The 12,347-nt window shown below is 70.8% G+C and carries 11 protein-coding genes; 10 read left to right on the top strand and 1 reads right to left on the bottom strand.

Annotation, left to right across the window (positions count from 1 at the left end; genetic code table 11):
* The 4 genes from ACFTQE_RS18445 to ACFTQE_RS18430 form a co-directional block, all read left to right on the top strand.
* A partial coding sequence (locus ACFTQE_RS18445; protein ID WP_376926434.1) for an SseB family protein occupies window positions 1-755 on the top strand: 755 nt, incomplete at its 5' end.
* A gap of 161 nt (window positions 756-916) precedes the next feature.
* A complete protein-coding gene (locus ACFTQE_RS18440; protein ID WP_376926433.1) occupies window positions 917-2,362 on the top strand; it encodes a pyridoxal phosphate-dependent decarboxylase family protein in 1,446 nt (481 codons plus the stop codon).
* Between the two features lie 52 nt (window positions 2,363-2,414).
* A complete protein-coding gene (locus tag ACFTQE_RS18435) occupies window positions 2,415-6,959 on the top strand; it encodes an ATP-dependent helicase (RefSeq protein ID WP_376926432.1) in 4,545 nt (1,514 codons plus the stop codon).
* The gene (locus ACFTQE_RS18430) at window positions 6,946-7,722 is read left to right on the top strand and encodes a DNA-formamidopyrimidine glycosylase family protein (protein WP_376926431.1); all 777 of its coding nucleotides are present in this window, start codon (window positions 6,946-6,948) and stop codon (window positions 7,720-7,722) included. Before ACFTQE_RS18435 ends, ACFTQE_RS18430 begins: the two co-directional genes overlap by 14 nt.
* Before the next feature lie 22 nt (window positions 7,723-7,744).
* Here the strand turns inward: ACFTQE_RS18430 and ACFTQE_RS18425 are convergent, their stop codons facing one another.
* Window positions 7,745-8,095, bottom strand: a complete 351-nt coding sequence (locus ACFTQE_RS18425) for a DUF1844 domain-containing protein (protein ID WP_074261092.1) — start codon at window positions 8,093-8,095, stop codon at window positions 7,745-7,747.
* Between the two features lie 262 nt (window positions 8,096-8,357).
* Here ACFTQE_RS18425 and infC point away from each other — a divergent pair, with 262 nt between their 5' ends.
* The 6 genes from infC to ACFTQE_RS18395 all read left to right on the top strand — a co-directional run bounded on the left by infC (window position 8,358) and on the right by ACFTQE_RS18395 (window position 12,313).
* On the top strand, window positions 8,358-8,978 hold the full coding sequence (infC, locus tag ACFTQE_RS18420; RefSeq protein ID WP_376926435.1) for a translation initiation factor IF-3: 621 nt from the start codon (window positions 8,358-8,360) through the stop codon (window positions 8,976-8,978).
* Window positions 8,979-9,031: 53 nt separating this feature from the next.
* Window positions 9,032-9,226 carry a 50S ribosomal protein L35 gene (gene rpmI, locus ACFTQE_RS18415; protein ID WP_056657888.1) on the top strand — a complete coding sequence of 65 codons (195 nt, stop codon included), beginning with the start codon at window positions 9,032-9,034 and terminating at the stop codon, window positions 9,224-9,226.
* 32 nt (window positions 9,227-9,258) lie between these two features.
* Window positions 9,259-9,645 carry a 50S ribosomal protein L20 gene (rplT, locus tag ACFTQE_RS18410; protein WP_375836757.1) on the top strand — a complete coding sequence of 129 codons (387 nt, stop codon included), beginning with the start codon at window positions 9,259-9,261 and terminating at the stop codon, window positions 9,643-9,645.
* A gap of 89 nt (window positions 9,646-9,734) precedes the next feature.
* Window positions 9,735-10,547, top strand: coding sequence for a TrmH family RNA methyltransferase (locus ACFTQE_RS18405; RefSeq protein ID WP_376926430.1), 813 nt, complete (start codon window positions 9,735-9,737; stop codon window positions 10,545-10,547).
* Between the two features lie 55 nt (window positions 10,548-10,602).
* Window positions 10,603-11,391, top strand: coding sequence for an amino acid ABC transporter ATP-binding protein (locus ACFTQE_RS18400; protein ID WP_376926429.1), 789 nt, complete (start codon window positions 10,603-10,605; stop codon window positions 11,389-11,391).
* Window positions 11,392-11,449: 58 nt separating this feature from the next.
* Complete coding sequence (locus ACFTQE_RS18395; RefSeq protein WP_376926428.1) at window positions 11,450-12,313, top strand: glutamate ABC transporter substrate-binding protein; 864 nt, start codon at window positions 11,450-11,452, stop codon at window positions 12,311-12,313.
* The last annotated feature ends 34 nt before the right edge of the window (window positions 12,314-12,347 follow it).

Here is a 12,347-nt window from a genome sequence, read left to right as displayed (position 1 = left end):
ACTCCGCCGGAGTGCCGTGGGCCGGGCGTTCGTTCCAGCCCAACACGCACGCCTCCGACGACGGCCGGGCGCCCGCCGCGCTCGTCGCCGCGCTCGACGACTTCCGTGCCGGCGCTGCCGGACCGGCGCCGGTGGTCGCGGAGTTCGCGCGTTCCCGCCTGCTGATCCCCCTCCTCGCCGAACTCGGCGACGGAGGCTCAGAGGTCGGCGCCCACGGGCTCGCGGTCGACAAGAGCCAGGAGCTCTCGATCGTGACGGTGCAGGGGCCCGACGGACGCAGGGTGCTGCCGGTCTTCGCCTCGGTCGAGGCGATGTCGCGGTGGAATCCGCTCGCGAGGCCCGTGCCCGCCGACGGAGTGCGCGTCGCGCTGGCCGCCGCCGACGACGGCACCGAGCTCGTCGTGCTCGACCCCGGTTCGCCGACCGAGTTCGTGCTGCGCCGACCCGCGGTGTGGTCCATCGCGCAGGCGCACGAGTGGCAGCCTCCGTTCGAGTCGCCGATCGTCGGCGAGGCCTTCCGGAACTCGATCGCGCGGGAGCTCGCAGTGCTCGGCGTGACCCTGCTCCCGGGCGACCCGACGGCTCGCCTCATCGGACCCGAACTCGTCGTGCGCCTCGAGCTCGTCGGCGGTCTGAGCCGCGAGGAGCTCGATGCGATCACTGCGCGGCTCGCCCGCCGCTGGGCGGCCGATGACGTCATCGCCACGTCGGTCGACTCGCTGACGGTGAAGCTCGTCGGCACTCCCGCCGGCTGAGTCGGTCGAGCGGGGTCGGACGACTCCGGGGCGGGATCGGACACCTCTCGGGTGGGTTCGGACGCCTCCCGGGCGACGGCCGTTCGACGGCCCGTTGACCGCGCCCGCGAACCGGCGCACAATCGGTGGTGTGCGCTCGTCGCACGGAATCCAGGTGTGCCATGACTGATGCGAACACGACGATCGGCGGCCTCGGTGAGACCGGCCCGACAGCGGATGACTCGTACGAGGCGGTCATCGAGGCATCCGGCCGCCATGCTCGAGCGTGGCTGTCGGGCGTGGCCGAACGACCGATCCCGCCCCAGGCGACCGCCGACGACATCAAGGAGCGCCTCGGGCGAGATCTCCCGCCCGACGGCGAACCCGACCTCGAGGTCATCGGCCGACTGGCCGAGGGCATCGAGCCCGGCCTCATCGCGATCGGATCGCCGCGCTTCTACGGGTGGGTGATCGGCGGCACGCAGCCCGTCGCGCTCGGCGCCGACTGGCTCGTCTCCGCTTGGGATCAGAACACCGGCCTGCGGGCGATCACGCCGGGCGCCGTCGCCGTCGAGGAGCTCGCCGGCGAGTGGCTGCTCGACCTGCTCGAACTGCCGCCCCAGAGCGACGTCGGCTTCACGACCGGCGCCACGATGGCGCAGTTCTCGTGCATGGCGGCTGCACGCAACGAGGTGCTGCGCAGGGTCGGCTGGGACGTCGAGAGCCAGGGGCTCGCCGGCGGCCCGGCGATACGGTGGATCGCCGGCGAGGAGCGGCACGGCACGATGGATCTCGCGGCGCGGTACCTGGGGCTCGGCGCGCCGATCACCGTGCCGGCCGACGAGCAGGGGCGGATCCGCGTCGACGAGTTGGCATCGGTGCTCGAGGCCGGCGACGGCCCGGCGATCGTCGCGCTCCAGGCCGGCAACATCCACTCCGGCGCGTTCGACGACTTCGCCGCCGCGATCGACGTCGCGCACGCGGCCGGCGCGTGGGTGCACGTCGACGGTGCATTCGGGCTCTGGGCCGCGGCGTCGCCGAGGCTCCGCCACCTGACCGCGGGGTTCGAGGCCGCCGACTCGTGGTCGACCGACGCGCACAAGACCCTGAACGTGCCGTACGACTGCGGCATCGCGATCGTGAGCGACCCGGCGGCGATGCGGCGCGCCCTCGGCATGCACGCGAGCTACCTGCAGGCGACCGAGGTCGGAGCCGATCCCCACGAGAAGGCGCCCGAGCTCTCGCGCCGCGCACGCGGGGTGCCGACGTGGGCGGTGCTGCGGTCGCTCGGCCGTGACGGCGTCGCGCGACTCATCGACGGTCTGGCCGAGGCCGCGCGCGGCATCGCCGACGGCGTCGGCGCCCTTCCCTGCGTCGAGGTGCTGAACGAGGTCGTCTTCACCCAGGTCTGCATCGCGCTCGACGGCGACGAGGCGACCGAGGCGCTGAGCGAACGACTCTGGAACGAGGGCGAGGTGCTGGCCATGACGTCGCGCTGGCATGACCGTGCCGTCGTGCGCTTCTCGGTGAGCAATTGGCGAACGGATGCCGCGGAGGTGCGTCGCACGGTCGACACCGTCGCCCGTGCGCTCGCCGCCATGCAGGCGGAGCCGGACCCCGAACGATGACGTCGACGGTCCGGGAAAGCCCGGCGTCGGCGGCATCCGCTTGAATGGAGGCATGGCTTCGGCGCTCGATGCGTTCTCGCCCGCGACGCGGGCGTGGTTCACCGAGTCCTTCACCGCGCCGACGACGGTGCAGGACGGCGCCTGGCAGGCGATCTCGCGCGGCGAGCACTCGCTCGTCGTCGCCCCGACCGGCTCGGGCAAGACCCTCGCGGCCTTCCTCTGGGCGATCGACCGGCTGCATCACGAGGGTGCCGATGCCGAATCGACGGGCACGCGCGTCATCTACCTCTCGCCGCTGAAGGCGCTCGGCGTCGACGTCGAGCGCAACCTCAGGGCGCCCCTCGTCGGCATCGCCCGCACCGCGGCGGCGCACGGCATCGAGGTGCCCGAGGTCTCCGTCGGCGTGCGCTCGGGCGACACGCCGCCGGGCGAGCGGCGACGGCTCGTGACGCACCCGCCCGAGATCCTCATCACGACGCCCGAGTCGCTGTTCCTCATGCTCACCTCGGCGGCGCGCGAGACCCTCCGCGGTGTGCAGACGGTCATCGTCGACGAGATCCACGCGCTCGCGGGCACGAAGCGCGGCTCGCACCTCGCGCTCTCGCTCGAGCGGCTCGACGAGCTCACCGCAGCACCGGTGCAGCGCATCGGGTTGTCGGCGACCGTGCGGCCCCACGAGGAGGTGGCGCGGTTCCTCGGCGGCACGCGGGCGGTCACGATCGTGGCGCCGCCCTCTGGCAAGAAGTTCGACCTTCGGGTCACCGTGCCCGTCGACGACCTCTCCGACCTCGCCGGCGAGACGGGGGCCGGCACGGTGTGGCCGCACGTCGAAGAGGCGATCCTCGACGAAGTGCTCGCGCACCGCTCCACGATCGTCTTCGCGAACTCCCGGCGACTCGCCGAACGGCTGACGGCGAGGCTCAACGAGCTCTGGGCCGAGCGCACCGCGCTGCAGGTCGAGGCGCTGACGGCGCCGGTGCAGGCAGCCGCGGTACCGGTGACGGCCAGACGAACGCCGGCAGAGGCGGTCGGCGCCTCGGGCATCACCACGGGAGCGCCGCCCGTGATCGCGCGCTCGCACCACGGCTCGGTGAGCAAGGAGGGGCGCGCCCTCGTCGAAGACGATCTCAAGTCGGGTCGACTGCGCTGCGTCGTTGCGACCTCGAGTCTCGAGCTCGGCATCGACATGGGCGCGGTCGACCTCGTCATGCAGGTGGAGTCGCCGCCCTCGGTCGCGAGCGGTCTGCAACGGCTCGGCCGGGCGGGGCACCAGGTCGGCGAGGTCTCGAAGGGCCTCATCTTCCCGAAGCACCGGGCCGACGTGCTGCATTCGGCGGTCGTCGCCGAACGCATGATCGGCGGGGCGATCGAAGAGCTCCGCATCCCCGCGAACCCGCTCGACGTGCTCGCCCAGCAGACGATCGCGGCGACCGCGCTCGACGAGTGGGACGTCGAGGCCTGGTTCGAGCTCGTGCGCCGCGCCGCACCCTACGCCGCGCTGCCCCGATCGGCGTTCGACGCGACGCTCGACCTGCTCGCCGGTCGGTACCCCTCCGATCGCTTCGGCGAGCTCCGTGCCCGCATCGTCTGGGACCGCGACGCCGGCACGATCGTCGGTCGTCGCGGTGCCCAGCGACTCGCGGTTACGAGCGGCGGCACGATCCCCGACCGGGGCCTGTTCGGCGTGTTCATGGTCGGCGAGGCGGGCCCCGGCCGCCGCGTCGGCGAACTCGATGAAGAGATGGTCTACGAATCGCGGGTCGGCGACGTGTTCGCCCTCGGGGCCACGAGCTGGCGCATCCAGGAGATCACGCACGACCGCGTGCTCGTCGCACCCGCGTTCGGCGAGCCGGGCCGTCTGCCGTTCTGGAAGGGCGACGGCATCGGACGCCCCGCCGAACTCGGGGCGGCGATCGGCGGCTTCATCGCAGAACTGTCGGGCGCACCGGCATCCGACGCCCTCGCTCGCAGCCGTGCCGCCGGGCTCGACGAACGCGCCGCCACGAACCTCGTGAAGTTCATCGACGACCAGCGCACGGCGACCCGGGTGGTGCCCGACGCGACGAACCTCGTGGTCGAGCGGTTCCGCGACGAGCTCGGCGACTGGCGCATCGTGCTGCACTCGCCCTACGGCATGCGCGTGCACGCGCCGTGGGCCCTCGCCATCGGCGCGCGCGTGCGCGAGCAGAGCGGCGTCGACTCCAATGCCGTGGCGAGCGACGACGGCATCGTGCTGCGCATGCCGGACACGGGCGACGAACCGCCCGGCGCCGAGCTCTTCGCCTTCGAACCGGCCGAGCTCGCCGAGCTCGTCACGGCGAACGTGGGCGGCTCGGCCCTGTTCGCCGCTCGGTTCCGCGAGTGCGCCGCGCGGGCGCTCATCCTGCCGCGGACGAACCCGGGCAAGCGTTCGCCGCTCTGGCAGCAGCGGCAGCGGGCGTCGCAACTGCTCGAGGTCGCCCGCGACTTCCCCGAGTTCCCCATCGTGCTCGAGGCGGTGCGGGAGTGCCTGCAGGACGTCTACGACCTGCCGGCACTGACCCGGCTCGCCGAACGCATCGAACGCCGTGAACTGCGATTCGTCGACGTCACGACCGAGTCGCCGAGCCCCTTCGCCTCGAGCCTCCTCTTCGGCTACGTCGGCGCATTCATGTACGAGGGCGACGCCCCGCTCGCCGAGCGCCGGGCGGCAGCCCTCTCGCTCGACCCGGCGCTCCTCGCCGAGCTGCTCGGCACGGTCGAGCTGCGCGAACTCCTCGACCCCGAGGTGGTCGACGAGGTCGAGCGCATGCTCCAGCGGCTCCATCCCGATCGCCTCGCTCGCGGCGAGGAGGGGGTCGCCGACCTGCTCGGCGACCTCGGACCGCTCACGGCCGAGGAGGTGGCGGCGAGAGTCGACGAAGAGACGGATGCCGGTGCGGCCCTCGCCGCGCTCGTCGCGTCGCGTCGTGCCGCACCGGTCAGCTTCGGCGGCCGGTCGTGGTTCGTCGCGGTCGAAGACGTCAGCCGGTTGCGCGACGCGCTCGGCGTGCCGATCCCGCCAGGGCTACCCGAGGTGTTCGGCGAGGGGGTGCGCGACCCGCTCGGCGATCTCGTCGCCCGGTACGCCCGCACGCACGGCCCGTTCACGGCGCAGGCCGTGGCGGAGCGCTTCGGCATCGGGCAGGTCGTGGCATCCGCGGCCCTCGCGAGGCTCGGCGGAGAGCGCCGAGTGGTCGAGGGCGAGTTCCTGCCCCACGGGTCGGGCCTGGAATGGTGCGACAGCGGGGTGCTCCGACGCATCAGGCGACGCTCGCTCGCGGTGCTCCGCAACGAGGTCGAACCGGTCGAGCCGCGCGAGTTCGCTCGCTTCCTGCCGGTATGGCAGCACGTGGGCGGCAAGCTCAGCGGCGTCGACGGCGTCGCCGCAGTGATCGAGCAGCTCGAGGGCGCGCGCATCCCGGCCTCCGCGTGGGAGGCGTACGTGCTGCCCGCGAGGGTCGCCGACTACCGGCCGGGCATGCTCGACGAACTGACGGCGTCGGGCGAGGTGCTCTGGGCCGGCACCGGGTCGCTCGGCGGCGACGACGGGTGGATCAGCCTGCACCTCGCGGAGACGGCCGAGCTCACGCTGCCGCCGCCCGCCGAGGCACCCCTCGATCCGCTCGAATCCGAACTCATCGCGGTGCTCGGCGGCGGAGGCGGCTTCTTCTTCCGGCAGTTGGCCGAGGCCGTCGGCTCCGAAGACGACCGCGCGCTCGCCGATGCGCTCTGGCGGCTCGTCTGGGCCGGCCTCGTCACCAACGACACCTTCGCCCCGGTGCGCGGCATGCTCGCGGGCGGGGGAGCGCACAAGACCGCGGCGCCCACCCCTCGCGCCCGGCTCCGCGCGGGGTCGCTGTCGCGCCGATCGCTCGCGGCGACCGTGCAGGCCGGGCGCACGGCCGCGGCCCGGGCCAACCCGCCACGGGCCGCGGGGCGCTGGTCGGTGCTGCCGCTCGCGAGCGGCGCCGCCACACCGCGGGCGCACGCCCTCGGCGAGGCGCTGCTCGAACGGTACGGCATCGTCACCAGGGGGTCGGTGACGGCCGAGGCGCACGTCGGCGGATTCGCGCTCGCCTATCGCACGCTCTCGGGCTTCGAGGACTCGGGCCGCGTGCGTCGTGGCTACTTCATCGACGGTCAGGGCGGGGCGCAGTTCGCGACGGGGGCGGCCGTCGACCGTCTCCGCGCCGCGCCGAAGGACGAGGCCGTCGCGCTCGCGGCCACCGATCCGGCCAATCCGTTCGGCGCCGCACTCGACTGGCCCGAGCTTCCCGGCGAGAGCGCGCATCGACCTGGCCGGAAGGCCGGCGCCTTCGTCGCGATCGTCGACGGCGAGGCGGTGCTCTACCTCGAACGCGGTGGACGCACGACCCTCGTCTTCACCGACGACGAGACGGCGTTGGCAGCGGCCACCACGGCACTCGCGGCCGCGCTCACCCGAGGCCGCACCGAACGGCTCCGCGTCGAGACGGTGAACGGCGACGCGGTCTTCGGATCGGCGCTCGACCGACCGCTGCGTGCCGCCGGGTTCCGGGAGACGCCGAGAGGGCTCCGCTTCGATGCCAGAGGGTGACACGGTCCACCAGGCGGCGCGGCGACTCGACGAGGCGCTCGCGGGTCGCACGGTCACCCGCTCCGACTTCCGGGTGCCCGCGCTCGCCGAGGTCGACCTGGCCGGCGAGCAGGTGCACTCCGTCGGGGGCCGCGGAAAGCACCTGTTGATGCGCATCGGCGGGGTCGTCGTGCACTCGCACCTGAAGATGGAGGGGGAGTGGCGGGTGTTCCGCCCCGGTGCCCCATGGCGACGGCCCGCCTGGCAGGCGCGCGCCATCATCGAGGTGCCGGATGCCTCGGCGGTCGGCTTCGACCTCGGCACCCTCGAGCTGTTCGGCGCGGCGGAGGAGGGCGAGCGGCTCGGCTACCTCGGGCCCGACCTGCTGGGGCCCGACTGGGACGCCGACGAGGCGGTGCGCCGGCTCGCGAGCGCGCCGGAGACGCCCGTCGCGGTCGCCCTCGCCGAGCAACGCAATCTCGCGGGGCTCGGCAACGTCTACGTCAACGAGCTGTGCTTCCTCCGCGGCATCCTGCCGACCCGGCCGATCGGCGAGGTCGAGCTCGTGCCCCTCGTGGCGCTCGCGAGCCGCGTCATCCGTGCCAACCGCGATCGTGCGGTGCGCACGACGACCGGCGACACGCATCGGGGCCGGCAGCTCTGGGTCTACGGCCGTGGTGGCGAGGCGTGCCGGCGTTGCGGCACGCTCATCGAGCACGGCCGACTCGGACGCAACGCCGTCGAGCAGCGCGAGACCTGGTGGTGCCCGAGCTGTCAGCGCTAGCGTGCGGCCGGGCCGGTTCGACTCAGCTGACCGGACCGGTCCACTTCTCGCCGGGGCCCTTGCCGATCGGGTCGGGGATGACGGATGCCTCGCGGAACGCGAGCTGCAGCGAACGCAGGCCGTCGCGCAGCGAGCGGGCGTGCATGTCGCTGATCTCGGGAGCGCCGGCAGTGATGAGCCCGGCGAGCGCGTTGATGAGCTTGCGCGCCTCGTCGAGGTCGATCTGCTCCTCGGGGTCTTCGGCCAGCCCGACCTTCACGGCGGCGGCGCTCATGAGGTGCACGGCGGCGGTCGTGATGATCTCGACTGCGGGGACCTCGGCGATGTCGCGGGTGGCGCCCTCGACCGTGGTCTCGTCTGAACTACTGTTCACGGATTTCCTCTGCTAGACTACTTCGGGCTCCGGGGCTTCACCCCGGTACGAAAGTGGAGATTCTCCCACCCGCGCATACCGCTTCATCAAGGTTACCGGGTCATTGCACTCCGCTCCCACGTCGCAAGACGGGGGAGTAGATAGGGTGCCGCATGAAAAGTACGGTGCAAATCCGTGCACGCATGCGCGAATTTCTCCTTTCGTCGTCGGGCGGCAACCGCCTCCCGACCGAGCGAAACCGCTTGAGTAGAGGAGAACACGCATCAGCGATCCCCGTACAAACGACCGTATCCGCGTCCCCGAGGTTCGACTCGTGGGGCCTGCCGGAGAGCAGGTCGGCGTCGTGAAGATCGAGGTGGCCCTGCGGCTCGCGCAGGAGGCCGATCTCGATCTCGTCGAGGTCGCTCCGAACTCGAAGCCGCCGGTCGCGAAGATCATGGACTACGGCAAGTTCAAGTACGAGGCTGCGCAGAAGGCGAAAGAGGCCCGGCGCAACCAGGCGAACACCATCCTCAAAGAGGTGCGGTTCCGTCTCAAGATCGACAAGCACGACTACGAGACCAAGATGAAGCGCGCCATCGGCTTCCTGAAGGCCGGCGACAAGGTCAAGGCGATGATCCTCTTCCGCGGTCGCGAGCAGTCGCGTCCCGAGATGGGCGTCCGCCTGCTGCAGCGCTTCGCTGAAGACGTGGCCGAGTACGGCACGGTCGAGCACAACCCGACGATCGATGGCCGCAACATGGTCATGGTGATCGGTCCCCTCAAGAACAAGGCCGAGGCCAAGGCCGAGGCCAATGCACAGCGTGCTGCAGCGAAGGCGCGACCGGCGGCGGATGCCCCGGCCGACGGCGACGAGCAGACGGCTGAGCCCGTCGAGGGCTGAGCCAAACATCCCCGTCCGTCACTCGTGACGGCAGAACCAAGGAGAAATACGAGATGCCGAAGCAGAAGACCCACTCCGGGTCCAAGAAGCGCTTCAAGATCACCGGTAGCGGCAAGATCAAGAAGCAGCAGGCCGGTATGCGCCACAACCTCGAGGTCAAGTCCTCGAAGCGCAAGGCCCGTCTGAACCAGGACAAGGTCGTGTCGGCCCCCGACGCCAAGGTCATCAAGAAGCTTCTCGGCCACTGAGCCGCGAGACCCGTTAAGGAAGAAACAGAGTCATGGCAAGAGTGAAGCGGGCGGTCAACGCCCACAAGAAGCGCCGGGTCATTCTCGAGCGCGCCAGTGGTTACCGCGGCCAGCGTTCGCGTCTCTACCGCAAGGCCAAGGAGCAGGTCACCCACTCCCTCGTCTACGCGTACCGCGACCGCCGCCAGAAGAAGGGCGACTTCCGTCGCCTCTGGATCCAGCGCATCAACGCCGCGTCGCGTGCGAACGGCCTCACGTACAACCGCCTGATCCAGGGCCTCGGCCTTGCGGGCATCCAGGTCGACCGCCGCATCCTCGCTGACCTCGCGGTCAACGAGCCTGCGACGTTCGCCGCACTGGTCGAGTCGGCCCGGAAGGCACTTCCGGCCGACACCTCGGCTCCGAAGACCGCCGCGTAAGCAGCGACTTCAGCTCTCGAACGGCCCGGCACCTCCGCTGCACAAGCGGGGTGCCGGGCCGTTCGGCATTCCCCCAATAGAATTGGGACATGCTCGAGAATCCCCGATCGCCGCGTGTACGCGGAGTAGCGAAGCTCGCCCGCAAGGCGGCACGTGTCGAGAGCGGGATGTTCCTGCTCGAGGGGCCCCAGGCCGTCGCCGAGGCGCTCACCTTCCGCCCCGAACTCGTCATCGAGCTCTTCGCGACGCCGACGGCGCTCGAGCGCCACCCCGAGATCGTCGATGCCGCGGCGTCGACGGAGGTCGAGATCGAGTTCGTCACCGAAGAGGTGCTCGACTCGATGGCCGACACGGTGACGCCGCAGGGCTTCGTGGCCATCTGCCGCCAGTTCCCGACCGCGGTGAAAGACGTCTTCGCGGCGAAGCCGAAGCTCGTCGCCATCCTCGAAGAGGTGCGCGACCCCGGCAACGCCGGCACCATCGTGCGCGCGGCAGATGCCGCAGGCGCCGATGCGGTCATCTTCACCGGGCGCACCGTCGATCTCTACAACCCGAAGGTCGTCCGCTCCTCGACGGGCTCGATCTTCCACCTCCCCGTCGCCATCGGCGCCGAGCTCGAAGACGTGCTCGTCCGGGCGCGCGCCGCGGGCCTCACGGTGCTCGCCGCCGATGTGAAGGGCGACGACCTGCTCTCCGCCCGCACCGACGGCGTGCTCGCCGGGCCGACCGCGTGGGTGTTCGGCAACGAGGCCCGCGGCCTGCCCGATGAGCAGCTCGAGCTCGCCGATCGCGTGGTCACCGTGCCGATCTACGGTCACGCGGAATCGATGAACCTCGCGACCGCGGCATCCGTCTGCCTGTATGAGAGCGCCTTCGCACAGCGCACTGCTGATCACGGTTAGGTAACCACCGCCCAACTGGTTGTCGCTGGCGCTCTGCTGGCCCTAACTTGGGGGTATGGAGCCAACGCAGCCTGCCCCGCCGACCTCGAACATCTCGGTGCGTCGCGGCGAGCCGCTCGTGGTCGTCGACCACATCGACAAGCACTACGGCGAGCTCCACGTGCTCAACGACATCAACACCGTCGTGAACCGCGGCGAGGTCGTCGTCGTCATCGGCCCGAGCGGCTCGGGCAAGTCGACGCTCTGCCGTGCGATCAACCGCCTCGAGACCATCGACTCGGGCTCGATCGCGATCGACGGCGTGAAGCTTCCCGAAGAGGGCGCCGCGCTCGCGAAGCTCCGCGCCGACGTCGGCATGGTCTTCCAGTCGTTCAACCTGTTCGCGCACAAGACCGTGCTCGAGAACGTCACGCTGGCGCCGATCAAGGTGAAGCGGATGTCGCGCAAGGACGCCGAGGCGAAGGCGATGGAGCTGCTCGAGCGCGTGGGCGTCGCGAACCAGGCGAAGAAACTCCCGGCCCAGCTCTCGGGCGGTCAGCAGCAGCGTGTGGCGATCGCCCGTTCACTCGCGATGAACCCGAAGCTCATCCTGATGGACGAGCCGACGAGTGCGCTCGACCCCGAGATGATCAACGAGGTGCTCGACGTCATGATCGGCCTGGCCAAAGACGGCATGACCATGATCGTCGTCACGCACGAGATGGGCTTCGCACGCAAGGCGGCCGACCGCGTGCTGTTCATGGCCGACGGCAGGATCGTCGAAGAGGCGACCCCCGCCGAGTTCTTCGACCACCCGAAGTCCGACCGCGCGAAGGACTTCCTCTCGAAGATCCTCGAGCACTAGAGAGACCTGCGCCGGCGCGTTCGGCGAGGAACCATCACACAGGAGAAGAGGCAGAGACATGAAACGCATGAGAATGGCACTCGTCGCGGCAGCTGCGGTGTCGGCGCTCGCGCTGGCGGGCTGCAGCGGCAGCGGTGGCGACTCGGCAGAGCCCACGGCGGAGCCGGCGCCCACCTTCGAGGCCGGCACGACCATGGCGAAGCTCTCCGAAGCGGGCAAGGTGACGATCGGCACCAAGTTCGACCAGCCGCTCTTCGGCCTCGTCGGCCCCGACGGCGTTCCGGTCGGATTCGACGTCGAGATCGCGAAGATCATCGCGAGCGAGCTCGGCATCGACGAAGAGAACATCGAGTGGGTCGAGACGGTCTCGGCGAACCGCGAGCCGTTCATCGAGAACGGCCAGGTCGACTTCGTCGTCGCCACCTACACGATCAACGACAAGCGCAAGGAAGTCATCTCCTTCGCCGGGCCGTACTACATGGCCGGTCAGTCGATCCTGGTGCTCGCCGACAACGACGACATCAAGAGCGAAGACGACCTCGTCGGTCAGCCGGTCTGCTCGGTGACGGGTTCGACCCCGGCCGCGAAGCTCGCCGAGATCGGCGCGGAGCCGGTGCTCACCGACACGTACTCGAACTGCCTCGAGCCGCTCCGCAGCGGCGCGGTCGTCGCGGTGTCGACCGACAACGTCATCCTCGCGGGCCTCGCCGCCCAGAACGAGGGCGAGTTCAAGGTCGTCGGCGAGCCCTTCACCGAGGAGCCCTACGGCATCGGCCTCACGAAGGACGACACCGACTTCCGCATGTGGATCAACGACGTGCTCGAGAAGTCCTACGAGGACGGCCGCTACGAGGAGGCGTGGAACTCCACCGCCGGAACCGTGCTGCCGTTCGTCGAGCCGCCGGCACCCGACCGCTACTGATTCGGAACGCGGCCCGGGCGACCACCGCCCGGGC

This window comes from Agromyces sp. NPDC056965, assembly GCF_042673425.1.
Classification (GTDB): domain Bacteria; phylum Actinomycetota; class Actinomycetes; order Actinomycetales; family Microbacteriaceae; genus Agromyces.
This window is presented reverse-complemented; position numbering and strand designations above follow the sequence as displayed.